The 19,728-nt window shown below is 61.7% G+C and carries 14 protein-coding genes; 10 read left to right on the forward strand and 4 right to left on the reverse strand.

Annotation, left to right across the window (positions count from 1 at the left end; all coding sequences use genetic code 11):
- Positions 1-550 precede the first annotated feature (550 nt).
- The 4 genes from pgaA to CK911_RS19550 are packed head-to-tail and all read left to right on the forward strand — an operon-like array spanning position 551 to position 6,444.
- Positions 551-2,935 carry a poly-beta-1,6 N-acetyl-D-glucosamine export porin PgaA gene (gene pgaA / locus CK911_RS19535; protein ID WP_253860346.1) on the forward strand — a complete coding sequence of 795 codons (2,385 nt, stop codon included), beginning with the start codon at positions 551-553 and terminating at the stop codon, positions 2,933-2,935.
- Complete coding sequence (gene pgaB / locus CK911_RS19540; RefSeq protein ID WP_098972056.1) at positions 2,935-4,893, forward strand: poly-beta-1,6-N-acetyl-D-glucosamine N-deacetylase PgaB; 1,959 nt, start codon at positions 2,935-2,937, stop codon at positions 4,891-4,893. Before pgaA ends, pgaB begins: the two co-directional genes overlap by 1 nt.
- Entirely contained in the window at positions 4,890-6,140 is a 1,251-nt protein-coding gene (gene pgaC, locus CK911_RS19545; protein WP_098972058.1) for a poly-beta-1,6-N-acetyl-D-glucosamine synthase, read from the forward strand. The genes pgaB and pgaC overlap by 4 nt, the downstream gene beginning before the upstream one ends.
- Complete coding sequence (locus tag CK911_RS19550; RefSeq protein WP_098972060.1) at positions 6,127-6,444, forward strand: hypothetical protein; 318 nt, start codon at positions 6,127-6,129, stop codon at positions 6,442-6,444. Before pgaC ends, CK911_RS19550 begins: the two co-directional genes overlap by 14 nt.
- Before the next feature lie 90 nt (positions 6,445-6,534).
- Here CK911_RS19550 and CK911_RS19555 read toward each other — a convergent pair whose 3' ends face one another.
- On the reverse strand, positions 6,535-6,831 hold the full coding sequence (locus tag CK911_RS19555; protein WP_253860347.1) for a hypothetical protein: 297 nt from the start codon (positions 6,829-6,831) through the stop codon (positions 6,535-6,537).
- Between the two features lie 243 nt (positions 6,832-7,074).
- Between CK911_RS19555 and CK911_RS19560 the strand changes: the two genes are divergently transcribed.
- A complete protein-coding gene (locus tag CK911_RS19560) occupies positions 7,075-8,373 on the forward strand; it encodes a ferric reductase-like transmembrane domain-containing protein (RefSeq protein ID WP_098972066.1) in 1,299 nt (432 codons plus the stop codon).
- A 10-nt stretch (positions 8,374-8,383) separates the two neighbouring features.
- On the opposite strand, the gene CK911_RS19565 is transcribed toward CK911_RS19560, so the two are convergent.
- Entirely contained in the window at positions 8,384-11,551 is a 3,168-nt protein-coding gene (locus CK911_RS19565) for a S41 family peptidase (RefSeq protein ID WP_098972068.1), read from the reverse strand.
- Positions 11,552-11,830: 279 nt separating this feature from the next.
- Between CK911_RS19565 and CK911_RS19570 the strand changes: the two genes are divergently transcribed.
- The 4 genes from CK911_RS19570 (at position 11,831) to CK911_RS19585 (ending at position 15,377) form a co-directional block, all read left to right on the forward strand.
- Entirely contained in the window at positions 11,831-12,310 is a 480-nt protein-coding gene (locus CK911_RS19570; RefSeq protein ID WP_042024159.1) for a murein L,D-transpeptidase family protein, read from the forward strand.
- A 164-nt stretch (positions 12,311-12,474) separates the two neighbouring features.
- The gene (locus CK911_RS19575; protein ID WP_098972070.1) at positions 12,475-14,001 is read left to right on the forward strand and encodes a YjjI family glycine radical enzyme; all 1,527 of its coding nucleotides are present in this window, start codon (positions 12,475-12,477) and stop codon (positions 13,999-14,001) included.
- An 11-nt stretch (positions 14,002-14,012) separates the two neighbouring features.
- Positions 14,013-14,915: a YjjW family glycine radical enzyme activase gene (locus tag CK911_RS19580; RefSeq protein ID WP_172954067.1), complete on the forward strand. Its 903-nt coding sequence runs from the start codon at positions 14,013-14,015 to the stop codon at positions 14,913-14,915.
- Between the two features lie 138 nt (positions 14,916-15,053).
- Positions 15,054-15,377, forward strand: a complete 324-nt coding sequence (locus CK911_RS19585) for a DUF1820 family protein (RefSeq protein ID WP_068977323.1) — start codon at positions 15,054-15,056, stop codon at positions 15,375-15,377.
- 63 nt (positions 15,378-15,440) lie between these two features.
- Here CK911_RS19585 and CK911_RS19590 read toward each other — a convergent pair whose 3' ends face one another.
- Both CK911_RS19590 and CK911_RS19595 read right to left on the reverse strand, forming a co-directional pair.
- Positions 15,441-16,373 carry a LysR family transcriptional regulator gene (locus tag CK911_RS19590; RefSeq protein WP_098972072.1) on the reverse strand — a complete coding sequence of 311 codons (933 nt, stop codon included), beginning with the start codon at positions 16,371-16,373 and terminating at the stop codon, positions 15,441-15,443.
- 179 nt (positions 16,374-16,552) lie between these two features.
- Positions 16,553-17,749: an amino acid aminotransferase gene (locus tag CK911_RS19595; protein ID WP_098972074.1), complete on the reverse strand. Its 1,197-nt coding sequence runs from the start codon at positions 17,747-17,749 to the stop codon at positions 16,553-16,555.
- Positions 17,750-18,064: 315 nt separating this feature from the next.
- Here CK911_RS19595 and bcsG point away from each other — a divergent pair, with 315 nt between their 5' ends.
- A complete protein-coding gene (bcsG, locus tag CK911_RS19600) occupies positions 18,065-19,723 on the forward strand; it encodes a cellulose biosynthesis protein BcsG (protein WP_098972076.1) in 1,659 nt (552 codons plus the stop codon).
- Positions 19,724-19,728 lie beyond the last annotated feature (5 nt).

Consider the following 19,728-nt stretch of genomic DNA (forward strand, 5'->3'; position numbering starts at 1 on the left):
GGCCGGGAGCACGGCTTTGCGGGGCTATCTATTGTCGCAACAGTGTCAGGTGTTGCCATTTTGCGGGTAGGCTGCGACGTGACCTGTCGCTTTGTAGATTGGGCCTGCAATCTTTTCATCAGATATGTATTCGTATGAACATGAATACGAATAGTGGGTGGCACGGTCATGGAGCCCACAATTCACACGGTTTTGCCTAATTTATCAATAGTGTTTTTTGTAACTATCTTTGTGCATAAATATTGGGCAGCTCAATTGATTTGATAACCATTCGCATCTCATCAGGTTGACTAAATTGTCCACAGCTGCAGAATCGCCCTCCTTGCCACTCCCGATGTGAATCGGGTTCGGAAAGCCTCAGATCTCCGCCCGGAGATGGCTGGGCCGCACATAGGAAAGGTGCTGGCCCACAGCCCGCCTTTCACCCTCTAAATCAGCACACAAGTCAGGAAGCCCTCTTGCTCATCAGGCAGGAGCGGACGGGTGTGTATATCCGTATGGCCGTGCAGGGACGATACGACCAGCGTTTGTTATGGGTGGTATGTTGCGAATGAATCGCATCTTTTTGATGTTGGCGCTGCTGCCCCTGCTGGTGTGCGCCAGTGAGGTGGACAGAGTGCGCGAAGCCTGGGTGATCAAGGCCCGGGCAGGAGAGTTGGATGCGGCTGCATACGGGCTGGATGCCCTCTATCGACAAAGTGGTGATGGCAAGGTGCTCGATGACCTGATCGCTGTGCAACTGTGGCGGGGGGATCGCAAGGGGGCGCTGGCCGCCTGTGAGCCGTGCGAGTTCAGCTCCATCAGCAACAGTACGTTGGAAGGGGTGGCCCGTGCCGCCCGCGATGAGAAGCGCTACGCCGAGGCGATCAGCTATTACCGCATCCTGCAGGGGCGCGATCCCGCCAACCGCAATGGCTGGCTCGGGCTGTTTCTCACCGCCAGCGATCAGGGCAACCGCGAGCTGGCCCGCAGCGCAGCGGATGAATATGAAGTCCGTTTCGGCCGCGATCAGGCGATCCTCGAAGCCCGCATCTATGCCGCCCGTCAGGGTGACGATCCCATGGGTGAGCTGCTGGCCCGCCAGCAGGTGCTGGAGCTGGAGCCGGACAACCCCGAGCAGGTGCTGGCGCTCTATCGGGTGGCGGTGAGCCTGGGTGCGGGGCCTGCGGCAGCAGAGCTGATGGGCCGTTACCCCAAGCTGTTCAAGCCGGTCGACCGGCTCTGGCTCGACTACTACCAGGCGGTCAATCTGCTGCGGATCTCGGCCCAGACCGAAGATCCGGTGCTGGCCCGTCGCTCTCTTACCCGCACGCTGGCACTGCAAGACAGGATACTGGCCCGCGCGCCTCACGATCATGTGCTCTACATCAGTGCCCGTCGCGATGTGGTGGTGACGCTGGTGGCCCTCGGCGATGTTGCCCGGGCCGAACGGGAGTCCGCAGCACTGCAGGCCGAGGGGCCGTTGCCCGAGTATGTGCTGGAAGCGCGCGCCGATGCATTGGCCGGACTGGGGCGGGTGGATGAGGCCTCCGTGATTTACCAGCAACTGGCGACCCCGGCCCGGGCCAAAGACAAGCGGCTGCTGGAGAAGCGCTTCTACGCCTATGCGGATGGCGAGCACTATGGTGCGGCGCAGGGGCTGCTGGCCGGTTGGCAGGAGCCACCGACGCGCTGGGATTTCACCGGCAACATGCGAATGGCCAACGACGACTACGAGAAGGTATTGCAGCTGAAAACTTTGCTGCAAGCCTGGCGTGGTGAGGCGGGCGCGGCAGAGAAACAGTTGGAAGGGTGGCTGCAAACCGCGCCAGCCAACCCCTGGCTCTGGCTGCAACTGGGGGATATTCGCCGCTGGCGTGGTCATCCCGATGAAGCCGAGCAGGCCTATCAGCAGGCGGTGCGCTGGCTGCCTGCCGGACGCACCGTGCTGGCCGAACCCGGTCGCCTCAACGCCCGGCTCGACAAGGGCGAGTGGCAGGGCACGCCGCAGGCCGTGCGCACCCTGGGCAACCTGACCCGGGATCGTCAGGAGTTACAGCAGCGGCTGACCCTGGAGCAGGCATCGCAATTTGTCACCGACCTGACCCATGGTCGCAACGAAGGGGGGTCGGTGCAGGCCAGCCGTGACTGGAGCTACGACAGCCGCCTTTATAGCGCTCGCAGTGATGGTGGCGATCGACTGTTTGTCCGTCGTCAGGGCAGCTTTGGCGAGTTCGACCAGCAGCCCGAACGCGCCGCCTATACCGGGCTGGGGGCTGAGCTTTCTTTCTACCCGCTGCAGCTGACGCTGGAGGGGGGCACGGGGAGCGAGCTCAACCACAAAGGCTATCTGTGGAGTCGCCTCGACTGGCGGCTGGATGATCGCTGGACGCTGGGCTTTGCCATCAACCTCAACAGTGCCGATACCCCGCTGCGGGCCCTGGCGCGTGGCAACTACGCCGATCAATACCAGCTCGATCTGGGCTGGCGTCAGGATGAGACCCGCGAGGGGGCGTTGCGGCTGGAGCGGATGGATATCAGCGACGGCAACCGGCGGCTGACCGCCTCTGGCTGGCTGCGTCAGGATCTCTGGCGCCGGGATCGCTGGTGGTTCGATACCACCTTGCGCGGCGCCACCTCCCGCAACGAGGCGGTGGAGGTCGACTACTTCAACCCCTTGCAGGATCGCAATCTGGAGCTGGAGCTGGCGGGGCGCTATCGACTGCCGCTGGATGGGCGTCGCTCTTTGCTGCAGAGCCTGACCATGAGTGGCAACCACTACTGGCAGCAGGGCTATGGCAGCGATCAGGGGTGGCAGCTCAGCTATCGCCACGACTGGATCCTCTCTCCCGCCCTCAGCCTGGGCTATGGCCTGGGCCGCCGTCAGGCCATCTATGACGGCAACCCCGAGTTCGGAAATTTCATCTTCGCCAATCTGCAATGGAGTTTCATGTGATGAGACGCTGGCTTGCCCCTTTCGTTTTACTGCTTGTACTGCTGCCTTCTCTGACGCAGGCGGCCCGGCAACCCGATGACTATGTGGTGCTCTGCTACCACGATATCGTCGATCTGAAATTGACCCCCAACCTCAAGCTCTATCCCCAGACCATCCGGCGCGACACCCTGATCCGCCACTTCAACTGGATCAAGCAGCAGGGCTATCACCCGGTCAGCTTCCAGCAGATCCTGGATGCCAAAGCGGGCAAGGCACCGCTGCCGGAGAAGGCGATCCTGCTCAGCTTCGATGACGGCTACGAGAGCTTCTACCGGCTGGTCTATCCGCTGCTCAAGCTCTACAACTATCCGGCGGTCTTTGCGTTGGTGGGCAGCTGGCTGGATGTGGCAGATGACAAGATGGTCCCGTACGGCAATGACAAGCTGCTACGCAGCTACTTCGTCGGCTGGCCGCAGATCCGCGAGATGCAGGATTCCGGGCTGGTGGAGCTGGCCTCCCACACTTTCACCTCCCACTACGGACTGCTCGCCAACCCGCAGGGCAACGTGCAGCCGGCGGTCACCACCGCAGGTTGGAGCCAGAGTGGCTACGAGAGCATGGCCGACTACCGGGCCCGGATAAAAGCCGACTTCGACGCATCGGCCAGTCAGCTCAGGGATCAGACCGGCCGGGCACCACGGATCCTGGTCTGGCCCTACGGCGCCTTCAACCAGACGGCGCTGGAGCTGGCCAGTGCGGCCGGGATGCCCTACACCTTCACGCTGGCCGAAGGGCTCAACAAGCTGAGTGACTCGGGCAGCACGGTGCGCCGCTATCTGCTGGAGGAGGACACCAGCCTCGAAACTCTTGACGAGATCATGGGGGGCAATACCTGGGAGCGGCAGGTGGAGCGGTTGGTGCACGTGGATCTGGACTATGTCTACGACAAGGATCCGCAGCAGATGAACAAGAACATCGACATGCTGCTGGATCGGATCAAGGGCTACGGCATCACCACCGTCTATTTGCAGGCCTATGCCGATGACAATGGCGACGGGGTGGCGGAGGCGCTCTATTTCCCCAACCGTCATATGCCGGTCAAGGCGGATCTCTTCAACCGGGTCGCCTGGCAGCTCAAGACCCGGGCCGGGGTCAAGGTGTTCGCCTGGATGCCGGTGATGGCCTACGACATGGGACCGCACCACGCCTATGTCACCGACAGCCGTACCGGCGCCCCCGCCAAGGGACAGTATCTGCGCCTCTCGCCCTGGGATCCTGCCAGCCGTCAGCTGTTGCTGGATATCTATGAGGATCTCGGCTTCTACACCAAGTTTGACGGCCTGCTGTTCCACGATGACGCCTTCCTCAGCGACTACGAGGGGCCGATGCCGCTGGCGCGCACTCCGGATGCGCTGCAGGCGCAAGGGGAGCAGAAGACCGATCTGTTGATCGACTTCACCATGGCGCTGCGCGATGCCGCCGCCCGCTATCGGCAGGGGGGCGCGGATGAGCTCAAGACCGCCCGCAACATCTATGCGGCGCTGGTGACCGAGCCGCAATCCCAGCAGTGGTTTGCCCAGAGCATGGCGGCGTTTGCCAAGGCCTATGACTACACCGCCGTAATGGCCATGCCCTATATGGAGCAGGCAGAAAACCCCGATGAGTGGCTGGCCAGGCTGGCGGAGGATTCACTGGCACAGGTGCCGGCCAATCGGCTGGTGTTCGAGCTGCAGAGCCGCAACTGGCGCACCGACCAGCCCATCCCCGATGCAGAGCTGGCGCGCTGGATGGAGATCATCCAGCGCAAGGGAGTGACCAACTTTGGCTACTACCCGGATGATTTTCACAACAACCAGCCGGATCCGGCGGTGCTCAAGCCGGTCTTCTCGGTGCAGACCCAGCCTCAGCCGACCCAGCTGCCGGCGACGCCGGTCGCAGTCAGTGCCGCTAAAGCCACCCAAGGGGAGGCGATGCGGTGAAGGATCTTCTGGAAGGGATAGCCATCTTTACGTTGGCCTATCCCAGTCTGATGGCAATGGTGTGGGTTTGTGGCGGTCTCTATTACTACTTTCAGTGGGAGCGGCGGGATATCGCTCTGGCCAAGCAGGGGCTGGAGCTCCCCTATTACCCCAAAGTGACGTTAATGGTGCCCTGCTACAACGAGGGAGCCAACGTCGAGGAGACCATCGGGCATCTGCTGCGCCAGCGTTATCCCGATTTCGAGGTACTGGCCATCAACGATGGCAGCAAGGATGACACCGGCGCGCGGCTGGATCGGCTAGCGCAGCAGGATCCGCGCCTGACCGTGCTCCATCAGCACAATCAGGGCAAGGCGATGGCGCTCAACAACGGGCTGGCCGTGGCCAGTGGGGAGATCCTGGTCGGCATCGACGGGGATGCGGTGCTCGACTATGACGCGGTGCGCTGGATGGTGAAGCACTTCATCGAGAGCCCGAGGGTCGGGGCGGTCACCGGCAATCCACGGGTACGCACCCGCTCCACCATCATCGGCAAGATCCAGACCGGCGAGTTCAGCTCCATCATCGGCCTCATCAAGCGGGCCCAGCGGATCTACGGCACCGTCTTCACCGTCTCCGGGGTGGTGGTGGCCTTTCGCAAGCAGGCGGTCGAGGCGGTCGGTGGCTGGAGCAATGACATGGTGACCGAGGATATCGACATCAGCTGGAAGCTGCAGTTGGCAGGGTGGCTCATCCACTATCAGCCGCAGGCGCTCTGCTGGGTGTTGATGCCCGAGACGGTGCGCGGCCTCTACAAACAGCGTTTGCGCTGGGCGCAGGGGGGCGCCGAGGTGTTTCTGCGCTACGGGTTGCAGGCGATGCGTTGGCGCAATCGCCGCTTCTGGCTGTTGCTGCTGGAGTATCTCTCCAGCGTGGCCTGGTGCTACAGCATGTTGCTGCTGGCGCTGATCTGGCTGATGGAGCCGAACCTGAGCGGGCTGGCGGTGGGGCACTTGTTCCAGTGGACCGGGGTGATGATGACCGCCATCTGCCTGCTGCAGTTCGGGGTCAGCATCTTTATCGACCACCACTACGACAAGAGCATGGCCCGCAGCTTTATCTGGTGCGTCTGGTATCCGCTCATCTACTGGCTGCTCAATCTGGTGACCGTGGTGGTGGCAGTGCCCAAGGCGATCCTGCGTCGCCGTGGCCAGTTGGCCGTGTGGGAGAGTCCTGACCGAGGAGAGTCGTTCCGTGACAAAACATAAGCTGGCAAACGAGATGATCATCAGCAACGGCACCCGGCGCAGTTGGAAGTACCGGCTGCGGGATCTGTTGCTTTTGCTGGTGACCTGGAGTGGCTGGTTGTTTCTGGCGCTGCAACCCTGGCTCAACTATCTGGAAACGGAAGAGAATCAGAGCTTTATCGGCTCGCTGGATGCCGTCGAGGTGGGGCAACTGTTTCTGGCCCTGCTGTTCGGCATCTTCCTGCTGATCCACTCCTGGGCGAAATACAACAAGCTGCTGTATCGCTTGATGCGAAAGCGAGCCACCGCGACAAAGTCATCATAAGGGGCCGGTTGGCCCCTTTCTGTTTTATAACCTGTCACCTACAGCGAGGCGGACAGTACCCGGTAACGTGTCTTTTTTGGTCATGATTGGTCATTCATCAATGACTTTATTTCCGCATTTTTCACAGATGACATGGCGTTCAAAGCGATCCATGTTGGCCAGAAAGGGGCCTGCTGCCCAGCCGGTAATGAAGTCCTTGATAAACGCTTTGCGCTTTTGCTCCGGTGTCAGCTGCTGGCCAAAGGATTTGTCGACCAGCACCACGACATGGTTGGTCTCGCGCTGACAGCTTGGGCAGAAGCGTTTTTCGGTGGATGCAAGCAAGGGGTTCTCCTTGTCCGTGGGCGGGTAATGGGTTCTCCCACCGCAGATATGAACAGTCCCCATTTGATTCCTTTTGTTGGCTGGGTGTCAACCAACCCAGAGACAACAGTTGCGCTATTCCCCATGAAGAGAGGGCAATCCAGCAAGCGCGATGAGAGGTGCTCTTTGGCTCTTCTGTTGTTTCCGTTTGTCACACATTGCCACACAACCTTCCCCCTCTGGCAAAGTCTTGTGACTAGTAGGGTTTTTAATGGCGTCATGAGCAGGGAGATGAGGCCCTGCATCGAGGGAACCAAGGAGCATGTTATGACGGGCAAACGGATGTGGTGGCTGTTGCCACTGCTGGCGGTCGGGGTCTGGTGGCTGGGCTATGTGGGGGATGCCAACGGGGTGTGGCCCTGGCGCCATGAGATGTTGCTGCTCACTGGCCTGCTAGGGATGACCTATATGGCGATTTCGCTGTTGCTGGCATTGCGCCTGCCGCAGCTGGAGGTCTGGTGTGGCGGTCTGGATCGGATGTTGCGATTGCACCGTCAGACGGCCATCGGGGGCGCATTGGCGCTGACCGCTCACTGGCTGCTGGTGGAGGCCCCCAAGTGGGCGGTCTCGGCAGGCTGGCTAAGTCGTCCCGCCCGCCGTGGGGCCAGCGCTGCCGAAGTGGGTGCCGGAGCAGGCAATGGCATCTCGCTCCATGCCCTTGGCAATACCCTGGGGGAGTGGAGTTTTTATCTGCTGATCGCGCTGGTGGTGGTGAGCTTGCTGGCGCTGGTGAGTTATGGCCGTTTTCGACTGATCCACCGGTTGGCACCGATCATCTATCTGGCGGGTTGGGGTCACGGTCTCTGCTTGCTGCCTCAGGTGGGTGCCATGACCCCTGTGGGGGTATCGATCTGGTTGGTCGGTGGGCTGGGGGCTATCGGCGCCCTCTACTCTCTGCTGGGGCAAGTGGGCGCGCGGGATCGCCATCCGGGCCGGGTCATTGCGGTACGGGCGCTGGCGGATCAGACCTGCGAGCTGACCATGCAACTGGAGAGGCCGCTGACCCACTATCGCCCAGGCCAGTTTGCCTTTTTCGAGTTTGATGCCAAGGAGGGGCCACACCCCTTTACCCTGGTGCGGGTGTCTCCGGATCGGCGGCAGCTGGTGATCGCGGTGCGGGCGCTCGGGGATCACACCCGTCAGCTGGTGGCACAGGCTCGCGCCGGGGATGAGGTGGTAGTGACTGGGCCCTATGGCGCCTTTGTCGCGCCCCAGAGAGGAGGGCGAGCCCTCTGGTTGGGGGCCGGGATCGGTATCACCCCCTTTGTCGCCTGGTTGGAGTCGTTGGCGGCACACGGTGGCCGTGGCGAGGGGATCACCCTGATCCAGTGCGCGCCAGATATGGCGGGCGCTGTCTACCACCAGCGGTTGGCCGAGCTCTGTCATCGCACTGGGGTGAGTTATCAGCTGCATCTGGATAAAGTCGAGGGGCGACTGGATCTGGCTCGTGTCGCACAGCGTGCCTCTGGGTCGGTCTGGTTTTGCGGGCCCGAGGGGATGGCAGACGCCCTGACCCAGCTGTTGCCGGATGGGCGTCTGCATCGCGAGCTGTTTCGCTTTCGTTGAGCTCTGACCGTTACTGGGGGCTGGCTGGCAACTGCTTGAGCGCGGCTTGTACCGCCGCCGCCAGTTGCGGGTCGCGCCCAGCCACCATGTCGGCGGGGGTGAGCGGTACCAGCACGTCCGGGATCAGCTCCTGATTCTCATAGAAGGTGCCGTCCGGCTTGCGCAGCCCCAGGGTCGGAATGCCGTAGGCCAGCCCCGGGATCAGCCGCGATTCGTGGCTATACACCATGGTGCCGGTGCCCGGCACTGGCTCTCCGACAATGGGACCAATCTTCAGGGCGCGGTAGTATTCGGGAAAGGCCGACCCTTCCGAGTAGCTGCCAGCATTGACCAGCACCACCGAGGGCTTGGTCCACTGGCGGGTGGCTGCGTCTGTCTCTCCCTTACCAAGCCGTGGCCAGCTGCTGGCCATCCCTTTGGTGCTGCCGTTGCCGGTCAGGAACTCCACCAGGGTATTGGCCAGATACCCCCCCTTGTTGAAGCGAACATCGACGATCAGCGCCTCACTGCTGCGCAGTCGCCCGAGTGCCTCCGCCACCAGCTCTTCATAGACGGCACTGTTCATCTCCGGTAGATAGACATAGCCCACCTTGCCATCGCTCAGTTGTGCGACCAGCTCTCGCCGCTTGGCAATCCAGCTATCGAGTTGCAGGCGATATTCCTGTTGCAGGTCGATGGCGGAGACCTCGATCTCGTCAGGATCTTTGCTGCCGGTTTGCTGGAAGGTGAGGGCAAGCCGGGCACCGGCCTGATGGTTGAGGGCCTGATCCAGCTCGGCCAGATTGGCAATCGGGGCGCCGTTAATGGCGAGCAGGCGAGCACCTGCGGCAATGTCGCTCTCCTGATCCAGCGGGCCGCCCGCCAGCAGGGCGCTGAGTACTACCCCGTGCTCACTCTCTTGCCAGTAGCCGCCAAGGCTGGCGGTGTCGTCCGCCATGCGCGGGAAGGGGGCCGGGCCATCCCCCCAGGTGTGGGAGACATTCAGCTCACCGGCCAGCTCTGCCAGCAATTTGCCAAAATCCCGCGGGTTGCCGATACCCGGCAGCAGGCGGCGGTAAGACGCGACATAGCTATCCCACTCCACGCCGTTCATATCATCCCGATAGAACTCATCCCGGGTGAGCCGGGCTATTTGATCGAAGGCGGCTTCCATCCGTCCTTGCCAGCGGACATCGGACTGCAAAATGAACGGGGCCGTGATAGCTTCGCCAGACTCCAGGGTGATCTGGCTGATCTCCCCATCCCGTACCAGGGTCGCGAGGGTGGCCTGCTGATTGAGGCTGGCCAATGCCGGGCCCGGTTGCTCGGCAAACAGCAGCTTGGTATCACCCTTGCGCAGATCCCTGGCGTACCCCTTGATCTCGCTCTCCTCGTTGGCGCCAATCTCTTCCACCAGGTAGATCAGCTGATCATCGACGATCCGGCTGGCCAGCAGATTGCCGGTAGGGAACAGTTGCAGTGCCTCTCGATGGGCAAGACGATCAGTTTCAAAGCCATAGCCCTCCTTGGGGGGCGCTTGTTCTGCCAGAAAGTCAGCCTTGGCGGCACGACTGCTATAGATGCCGAGCAGGTTGTTGCCAAGGGGTTCGCCATCGGCGGCCAGCACCCCGTACTTGGTCGATTGCCAATAGAGCACACTGCCATCCTGACTCCAGGCCGGAGCCCCATCCTGATAGCCGTTGAGGCTGACATTGACCGGCTTGGCCTTGGGGGCACGGGTGTCGATGACAGCGATCTCCTGCTGGGCAGAGTCGGGGCGAAAGGTGATAGCCAGATGGCGGGAGTCGGGGGCAAAGGCGAAATGCGCCTCATGGCGCGAGGGGTTGAAGCTGGCAGGCACCAGCTCCCGCTGCTGGTTGCTCGCCAGATCCAACAGATGGATGGCTTGCCCATCCACCACGAAGGCGAGCTGCTTGCCATCGGGGGAGAGCAGCGGTCGGCTGATCCCCTTGCCGGGAATGGCCAGCAGCAGGCTCTCGGTCAGGGCACCGGGATCGCTGAATAGCCGATCCGGTTGCGTCTTGTTCAGCCGATAGAGGGCGGCAGGCCCCTGCTGCTCGGAGAGGTAGATGAGAGAGTGCCCCTGCTCGGCATAGAGGGGGCTGGATTGCTCGCTCGGGGAGCGGGTGAGCTGGCGCACTCGCTCCCGTTCGGGATCGACGGCAAACAGGTTTCCCTCGCTCACCAGGATCAACTCATTGCCCTCTTCATTGACCAGCGCTTCGTCCGCCAGTGTGAGCTGTTGGCTCTCCTCATCCGGTTCGCTGGCCACCTGCGGTGTGATCGCCAGCTTGCGTGGATCGCTGCTGCCGGCATCGAGGCGATAGAGTTCGCCCAGCCATGACCAGACCAGATCCCCGGCTCGGGAGGCGCTGAGCCCCCGCACCGGATGGCCCTGATAGTGGGTCAGCTGTTGCTCCTGACCGCTGGCAAGATCCCGGCGCCAGACGTTGAAATCGCCGCTGCGCTCACTCAGGTAAAAGAGGCTATCCCCCTTGTCGCTCCAGACCGGATCGGTGGCGGCGACCCGATCTTCGGTCAGCTGGCGATGCTGCTGGCCATCAAACAGCCAGAGGCGGGGCACCGCGAACGATTGCTGGTGCTTGCGAAAGGGCTGATCCATCGCTGGCATCTGGTAGGCGAGCTGCTGTCCGTAGGGGCGAGCCAGGGTCGCGGGCAGCGGCAGATCCGCCTGTAGCGCCCCCCCGTCAATGGGTGTCCAGTAGAGGGCGCTCCCCTGAATCCCTTCGGCCACGAAGTGGTCGGCATCCGCTGACCAGGGGCGCTGGCTGCTCAGCAACAGCCGTTTGCCATCGGCGCTGAAGGCCTGTGGCAGGTCAGCGCGCGAATCGCGGGTGAGGCGCACCATCTCGCCGCCGCTGGCAGGCATCACGAACACATCCTCGTTGCCATAGAGGTTGGCGGCAAAGGCGAGTTGTTTGCCATCCGGCGACCAGACCGGCCGCTGGCTCAGGTAGTCGTTGCCGGTGAGCGCCGTGGCGGGGCCACCCTCAGCACTGGTCACAAAAATGCGCCCCTGCCAGGTGAAAGCAAGCTGCTTGCCATCGGGGGAGAGGGCTGGCTCGCGCAGCCAGAGTGCATCGGCCGCGAAGGTAGCGGGCAGCCAGAGCAGCAGCGGCGAGAACAGCAGGGTGGCGAGGCGGCACGAAGAGCCCATGGCATGATCCTGTCGGGGAGTGGAGTGTTATCTTCGCCGATCATTGCCCCGGGTGCCAGCGCGATAATTTTTGGTATCTTGTTGTTTTAACTGTTAATTGCCAACGCAAAATGACGGCGTTCAAGGCTGATGGCCTTGCAGCGGCAAGATATGTTTTGCCGGGCATATTGAGTATTGATGGCGATCCAATATCATGGCGCTCGCTCGCCGCTCGGCGGGCATAGTTCAGATGATCTGGTAACAAGAAAAGCCCGCACCAGAGGCTTGTCGAGGGATGGAATGAGAGCCGTATTACTGTGTTTGTTGGGGCTTTGGCCCGCATTGAGTTTTGCCTTTACCGAAAAAGCCGATTTGGTGGTGGTCAAGAAGTCGACCTATAGCCTGACCCTGATGAAGGATGGCAAAGAACTGAAGCGCTACTGGATTGCTCTGGGCCCGGCGCCCAAGGGGCACAAGCAGCAGGAAGGGGATCAGCGTACGCCGGAAGGGCGCTACACCCTCGACTACAAGAAGACCAATTCCGGCTACTACAAAGCCATCCATATCAACTACCCGAACCTTGATGACATCAAGCGAGCCAATGAGCTGGGAGTTCGTCCGGGCGGCATGATCATGATCCACGGTCAGCGCAACAGCATTGGCAACCGCCGCTTGCAGCCATCCAACTGGACCAACGGCTGCATCGCCATGCTCAACCATGACCTTGATGAGGTGTGGAGTGCCATCGAACCGGGCACGCCCATCGTCATCGAGCCCTGATCCGCGTAACGGGGGCCTTGTCGGCAGACAAGGCCCCCGTTCTGTTTCGGGTGTGATCCTTTCTTGCGGATGTCTTTTTGAGACATTCGTATTGTTGTGAATGTCACTTCAAAAAAAGCCTGCAAAAGGTGAGGATATGGGCTCTGTCCGTGAAGGAGTGTCCCATGTCTTTGATCGAAACCTGTCAGCGCATCGTGCGCGATCCCCATCTCTCAGCCGCCCAGAAGAGTCATGCCCTGGCGCTGACCGCCGAGAATGCCTTGCCTTACCCCGATCTGCCTGCCGCAGTCGCCGAGGCGATGGATCAGGGATTTCTCTGTGACATGTTCGAAGGGCATGCCCCCTACAAGCCGCGCTACGTGCTGCCGGACTATGAAAAATTCCTGACTCAGGGCTCCCCCTGGCTGGAGCTGGCGGCGCCGCAGGATTTCGACGAGGCGCTCAACGCCCTGCGTATCGTCTATCACCATGTCCCCTCCGTCACCGGCATGCCGGTCTGGCTGGGTCGGCTCGACCATCTGCTGCTGCCGTTTGTCGGCGAGCTCGATGACGAGACCCTCTATCGCAAGCTGAAGGGGTTCTGGGTTTATCTGGACAGGGTGCTGCCGGACGCCTTCATGCACGTCAACATCGGGCCGGATGACAACCGTATCTGCCGCCTGATCCTGCGCATCGACAACGAACTCAAGCAGGTAGCGCCGAACCTCACCTTCTTCCACGATCCCGAGCAGACCCCTGACAGCCTGCTGCTGCAGGCGGTGAAGAACATCGCCGAGTGCAGCAAGCCGCACATCGCCAACTACCCGATCCACCGCGATACCTTCGACGCCCGCGGTTTTGGCATCGTCAGCTGCTACAACGCCCTGCCGCAGGCCGGTGGCGCCAATACCCTAGTGCGGATCTCCCTCAAGCGGGTCGCCGAGCAGTGTCAGGGGATCGATGATTTCCTCGGCTGCCTGCTGCCCCACTACTGCCGTCTGGCCTCCCAATTGATCGAGGCGCGTGCCGCTTTCCTCCATGATGAGTCCGGCTTCTTCGACAGCTTCCTGGTGAAAGAGGGGCTGCTGGATGAGGATCGCTTCGTCCCCATGTTCGGCATCTACGGCATGGCGGAAGCGGTCAATGTCCTGATGGATAAAGAGAATCTGCCGGATCGTTACGGCCACGACGAGGAGGCGAACCAGCTTGGCTATCGCATCTCGGCCCAGCTCTCCGCCTATGTGACCACGACCCCGCAGACCCATGCCTGGGGTGGCCGTGCGCTACTGCACTCGCAAGGTGGCCTCAGCGTCGATGTGGCCGTCACCCCCGGGGTGCGCATCCCCTACGGTCATGAGCCGGATCCGGCCAGCCATGTGCTGGCGCTGGCGCCGCACCACAGCTATTACCACTCGGGGATCAGCGAGATCCTCACGCTGGATCCCACCATCCGCCAGAACCCGCAGGCGCTGTTGCAGCTCTGCAAGGGGGCACTCGCCATCGGCATGCGCGAGTTCACCGCCAACGTGGCCGACAGCGATCTGGTGCGGGTGACCGGCTACATGATCCGCAAGAGCGACGTGGCCCGCTTCGCAGAGGAGGGCTCGCGGTTGCAGACCACCTGCCTCGGTGCCGAGGCGAGTGAAGTGACCGCCATCCGTCAGCGGGCACCGCGAGTGGTCGCCCACGAATCGACCATCTGCGAGTATTGAGTTCGCTTCTGATGGCTGATGCCTTGCCAACACGCAGCGCCCTGGTGAGCAGGGTGCTGCCGTTCTCCTGTGTCGATGGGCCGGGCAACCGGCTGGTGCTGTTTCTGCAGGGGTGCAACTTCAACTGCCCTGGCTGCCACAACCCGCACACCATCGGGCTGTGCGACGATTGCGGCGACTGCCTCGCGGTCTGCCCGAGCGGCGCGCTCACCCTTGCTGAGGGGCGCCATGGCGAGCGCCGAGTGCGCTGGCAGGCGGCGCTCTGTACCGACTGCGACGCTTGTCTCGATGCCTGCCCGCGCAGTGCCAATCCCAAGACCGCCACCATGACGGTGGCCGAAGTGCTCGCCCTGCTGCGCCGCTACGGTCCGCTGCTGAGCGGGATTACCGTCTCCGGCGGTGAGGCGACCACCCAGCTTCCCTTCGTGGTTGCGCTGTTTGCCGCCATCAAGGCCGCGCCGGATCTGGCCCATCTCAGTTGCCTGCTCGACAGCAACGGCTCGCTGGCCGAGACCGGCTGGCAGCGGCTGCTGCCAGTGCTTGACGGCGCCATGCTCGATCTCAAGGGGTGGCGCGACTCGGTACATCACACCCTGACCGGCTATGGCCGCGAGCGGGTGTTGGCATCGCTGCAACTGCTGGCAAGCCACGGCAAGCTGACCGAACTGCGGCTGCTCCATGTGCCGGGCAAGAGCGATTTTCTGGATGGGAGTGGTGAGCTGGAAGCGGATCTCGCCGCTTTCTTGCAACGGCTTGGGCCAGTGCCCATTCGCATCAACGGCTTTCGCCACCACGGGGTGCGCGGGGAGGCGGCGCAATGGCCGCAGGCTAGCCAAACCGAGCTGGAGCTGCTGGCCAACCGCTTGCGCGCGGCGCAATTGGGGCCGGTATCACTGCCTGCCTTGATGCTGTGAGCGACTGCGCCACTTCGTGACCGGCTTGGTATGGGGAGTTACATAGAAAGGATGCAACTGTGATTTCTGTCTATTGGAGGGGAGCGCAACGGCGGCTAGAATAATGGCCATCTTCCTCCCCCTCAATGACAGATAATCATGAGTGAAAGCAAGGCGTTATATCGGGTTCAGTTTATTTGCCACAGCGAGCGCTACGAAGTCTATGTGCGCGAAGTCAATCAGGGCCAGCTGTTCGGTTTTATCGAGATTGCCGACTTTGTCTGGGACAATCACACGGCGCTCATCGTCGATCCCAGTCACGAGAAGCTCAAGAGCGAATTTGCCGATGTATGCCACACCCTGATCCCCATGCATCAGGTGCTGCGCATCGATCAGGTCAGAAAGCAGGGGGCGGCCCGCATCACGGATCTGGGCAACAATGTCGCCTCTTTCCCCAGCCCCATCTACACCAAACGTCCCTGATCCCTCATTGCCGTTGATGTTTCGCCGTGGCGAAACATCAAGGTGTCATGTCTGTCACCCGGCTCAGGGTTGTATCAACTCGCGACCCAGTTGCAGGATCCGCTGGCGAAACCAGTGGCGGGCCGAACCGTCACCGGCCGGGCCATACCAGACCAGACTGTGACTCACTTTGCCGTAATCAAACGGTGCCGGACGCATTACCAGATCCGGCTGACTGGCCATGCAGGCCGCCCAGCCACCGATGGCGGTGAGGATCAGGTCAGTTTGGGGCAGCAGGGCCGCTGCGCTGGCAAAATCGGGCAGGGTGGCGCCAATCTGGCGACGTACCTGTTGCTGGGCCAGGCTCTGCTCGAAGAAGGGGTTGGCCAGCTCCTGATCGCGGATGGCGATATGGTGCCAGCTCAGGTAGGCATCGAGATCCCAGGGTTGGGTCAGTGCCGGGTGATCTTTACGCAGCAGGCAGACCAGCTTTTCTTCCCGCAGGGTCTCCCATACCAGACCCGGTTGGCGGGGCAAGGGTTGGCTCTGGTCATGGGGCAGGATCACGAAGTCGAGTTTGCCCGCTGCCAGCGCCTCCAGCCCCTTCTCATCCTTGTTCCAGATCTCTGGCACCATGCCCGGCACCTCCTTCATCAGCTGCCCCAGAATGGGGCCAACCGGCCAGGTCATCACGCTCTCGCGCAATCCCAGCCGCAAGCTGCCCTGCCACTGCTGCGGATTGAAGGCGTTCTGGCGGGTGAGACCGTCCAGCTCCCCCAGTAGCCGGTGCAGGGTGGGGGCCAGTCGATCGGCCATGGGGGTGAGCAGCAGCTGGTTGCCCTGACGATAGAGCAGTTGATCCCCCAGCAGATCCCGCAGCTGGTTGAGGGTCTTGCTGACGGTGGAGGGGGTGGTGCAGAGCCGCTCGGCGGTGCGGGTGACGCTCTGGTTATCGAGCAGCAGGTGCAGGGTGACCAGATGGCGACCTCCCAGCCGAGAGAGAGCGATCAGATCCATAGTGGCTCCTGAAGTAGATGAAGATAAGCGGATGAAGATAGACAGAGTCAACAATACGGGGGATTGAGGGTGACCCGCTGGCATTCTCTCACAGCCGGGGGAGGGTGAGCAGATCCATCAAGAGGTGACTGTGAACGCAACAGACAAAAAAAGCCCCGCCAAAGCGGGGCTGGTACGGGTTAGCCCTTGAGCACCGCGGCCATGGCGTCGGCCACGTAGTCGACGTTGCGGCTGTTAAGGCCCGCCACGCACATGCGACCGGAGCGCACCAGATAGACGGCGAACTCCTCGCGCAGGCGATCCACCTGCTCTGGCGTGAAGCCGGTGTAGCTGAACATGCCGCGCTGGTTGATGAAGTAGCTGAAATCGCGGCCCGGCACTTTGGCGCTCAGCACCTCGAACAGCTTCTGGCGCATCCCCTTGATGCGGGTGCGCATCTCGGTCACCTCCTCGACCCACAGGGCGTGCAGCTCGGGCTGGCTCATCACCGCCGCAGTGATCTGGCCGCCGTGGGTGGGGGGGCTGGAGTAGTTGCGGCGCACAGTGGCCTTCATCTGGCCCAGTACCCGGCTTGCCTCTTCGGCATCTTGGCAGATCACCGACAGGCCGCCGCAGCGCTCGCCGTAAAAGGAGAGGTTCTTGGAAAACGAGTTGCTGACGAAGAAGCTGACACCCGCGGCCACCATGGCGCGAATGGCGTAGGCATCCTCTTCCAGTCCGTCACCGAAGCCCTGATAGGCGATATCCATAAAGGGGATCAGGTTCTTCTCGACCACCAGTGCGATCACCCGATCCCACTGGGCGCGGGAGAGATCCACCCCGGTCGGGTTGTGGCAGCAAGGGTGCAGTAGCACGATGCTTTTCGCTGGCAGGGCGCTCAGGCAGTCGATCATCCCATCGAACTGCACGCCGCCGGTAGCGCCATCGTAGTAGGGGTAGTCGTGCACCTTGATGCCAGCCCCCTCGAACATCGCCTTGTGGTTATCCCAGGTCGGATTGCTGACCCATACCTCCGAGGTCGGGAAGTAGCGCTTGAGCAGGTCTGCGCCAATCTTGAGCGCGCCCGAGCCGCCTATGGTCTGGATGGTGGCGATGCGGCCGGCCTTGACCGCCTCATGCTCGGCACCAAACAGCAGGTGCTGCACTGCGGTGCGGTAGTTGGCGGCACCCTCCATCGGTTGGTAGGGGCGCGGTGCCGGGGCGGCGGCGCGCTGCGCTTCGGCCTGCTGCACCGACGGCAGCAGCGGAATACGGCCTTGCTCGTCGTAATAGAGGCCGATCCCCAGGTTCACCTTCTGCTCGCGGGTGTCTTTGTGGAAGGTCTCGACCAGGGTCAGGATGGGGTCGCCAGCATAGGCATCGACGTGTTCAAACATGGGGGATCCTTGAAATTGACTGTCCAGTAAAACCGGCGGTCAGCCGGGCTGGACATCATGGCGTAATCCCCATGTTGCCTCAAGCAGTTCGCATCCATCCCCGATCTCCCCCTGGTTTCAAGTTGTGGTGGCTGGCGGTCGCTCCACAGGGATAGCCAGATTTATCGCTAAACCCGTGCTGACCTTGATCTCGCTTAAGCTCCAGTACATGGTTCATCGATTAATATGGTGAGTCATCAATTATTTCATCTAGTTACAGACGTTATACCAGAGCGGTCACTGTCCGGTTCGGTGGCGATGGGTAGACCGGATTCTATGACACAACATACACCTTCTGATTCTCTCGCCGCCCCCGGTGCTAACTGGCGCGGGCTGGGCGGCTGGAACCTCTATTTTCTGGGCAAACTGGCGCTGTTGTGGGGGGGATATCTTAATTTCCACCCGCTGGCCAATCTGGTCTTTGCCGCATTTCTGCTCTTCCCACTTTCCTCGACGCTGATGCGGCGGGCAAGGTTGTTGATCGCCTTGCCGGCAGGTGTCGGGCTCTTCTATCACGACACCTGGCTGCCGGGAATCGAGAGCATCATGGGGCAGGGCAAGATGGTGTTCTCGTTCACCTTCGATTACTTCCTCGAGCTGCTGGGCCGTTTCATCAACTGGAACATGGTGGGGGTCGCCTTTGTCATGCTGACAGGGTACCTGTTTCTGGCCAGATGGCTGCGCTTTACCCCCTGGATGCTGATCTCCCTGTTGTGGCTGACGCTCTCACCCCACCTTGCCTCGCTGGGATTGCAATCTCCCTTCCGTGAGGCGCAAGCACAAGCCAATGTGCCGGGTGGGGCGGCGGTGGCCTCCATGCCGGTTACCGCCAGTCAGGCGCTGGATCAGGGGGCTGCGCCCACCAACGACAATCTCAATGGCTATCTGGATCGCTTCTACCAGTCGGAGCGGGATCGGCGGGTCAGCTTCGCATCGTCCCTGCCAGCTGACGCTGAACCCTTTGATGTGCTGTTGCTGCAAATCTGTTCTCTCTCCTGGAGCGATATCGAGGCGAGCGGCCTGACCGATCATCCCCTGCTGAGCCGCTTCGACGCCCTGTTCAAGAGCTTCAACTCGTCGACCTCTTACAGCGGGCCTGCCGCCATCAGATTGTTGCGATCCAGCTGTGGTCAGGTCAGCCATCACGATCTCTATCAGGCGCCCCAGGCAGAGTGTCTGCTGATGGATAACCTGGCCCGGCTCGGGTTTGCAAAAGAGATAGTGATGGATCACTCGGGCACCTATGGCAACGACCTCAAGTCATTGAAGGCTTACGCCGGGGTCAGTAGCGAGCCCATGGACAAACAGGGTCTGCCCTATGAGGTGACCTCCTTTATCGGGGAGGAGATCCCCAACAGCGACGCCTTGCTGGCGCGCTGGTTGCAGCGACGTGTCGAGAGTCCATCCAGCCGCAACATCGCCTATTTCAACATCACCACCCTGCACGATGGCAATCGCTGGGCCAGTTCCCGGCAGATCGCCCCGTTCAAGGCGCGGCTGCGTGCCTTGATGGATCAGCTCGATGGCTTCATCACCCGGCTGGAGCAGTCCGGTCGCAAGGTGATGGTGGTGATGGTGCCGGAGCATGGCGCGGCCCTTTCCGGTGATCGTCTGCAGATGTCCGGCTTGCGCGATATTCCCAGTCCCGCCATCACCCGGGTGCCGGTCGGTATCCGGCTGGTGGGGGCCCGTGCAGAGCATGCCCCCACCCGTGTCATCGATCAGCCCAGCAGTTTGCTGGTGGTCTCGGGACTGGTCGCCAGAGTGGTGGCGGGCAACTACTTCGGTAGCGACACCATCGACTGGGGCGGACTGTTCAATAACTTGCCCCAGACCCCGGCTGTCTCTGAAAACCAGGGTGCCAGCGTTATCCAGTATCAGGGGCAGTACTACATCAAGCAGGGGAAAGGGGACTGGGTTCCCTATCCCCGTTAACGGAG

This window comes from Aeromonas sp. CU5 (genome assembly GCF_002586745.1).
In the GTDB taxonomy this organism is placed as follows: domain Bacteria; phylum Pseudomonadota; class Gammaproteobacteria; order Enterobacterales; family Aeromonadaceae; genus Aeromonas; species Aeromonas sobria.

Bases quoted from the DNA above. Each gene is read 5' to 3' on its own strand.
- pgaB (WP_098972056.1), top strand. From the start codon at position 2,935: ATGAGACGCTGGCTTGCCCCTTTCGTTTTACTGCTTGTACTGCTGCCT.
- CK911_RS19575 (WP_098972070.1), top strand. From the start codon at position 12,475: ATGTCTTTGATCGAAACCTGTCAGCGCATCGTGCGCGATCCCCATCTC.
- bcsG (WP_098972076.1), top strand. From the start codon at position 18,065: ATGACACAACATACACCTTCTGATTCTCTCGCCGCCCCCGGTGCTAAC.
- CK911_RS19580 (WP_172954067.1), top strand. From the start codon at position 14,013: ATGGCTGATGCCTTGCCAACACGCAGCGCCCTGGTGAGCAGGGTGCTG.
- CK911_RS19590 (WP_098972072.1), bottom strand. From the start codon at position 16,373: ATGGATCTGATCGCTCTCTCTCGGCTGGGAGGTCGCCATCTGGTCACC.
- CK911_RS19570 (WP_042024159.1), top strand. From the start codon at position 11,831: ATGAGAGCCGTATTACTGTGTTTGTTGGGGCTTTGGCCCGCATTGAGT.
- CK911_RS19555 (WP_253860347.1), bottom strand. From the start codon at position 6,831: ATGGGGACTGTTCATATCTGCGGTGGGAGAACCCATTACCCGCCCACG.
- CK911_RS19595 (WP_098972074.1), bottom strand. From the start codon at position 17,749: ATGTTTGAACACGTCGATGCCTATGCTGGCGACCCCATCCTGACCCTG.
- CK911_RS19560 (WP_098972066.1), top strand. From the start codon at position 7,075: ATGACGGGCAAACGGATGTGGTGGCTGTTGCCACTGCTGGCGGTCGGG.
- pgaA (WP_253860346.1), top strand. From the start codon at position 551: ATGAATCGCATCTTTTTGATGTTGGCGCTGCTGCCCCTGCTGGTGTGC.
- CK911_RS19565 (WP_098972068.1), bottom strand. From the start codon at position 11,551: ATGGGCTCTTCGTGCCGCCTCGCCACCCTGCTGTTCTCGCCGCTGCTG.
- CK911_RS19585 (WP_068977323.1), top strand. From the start codon at position 15,054: ATGAGTGAAAGCAAGGCGTTATATCGGGTTCAGTTTATTTGCCACAGC.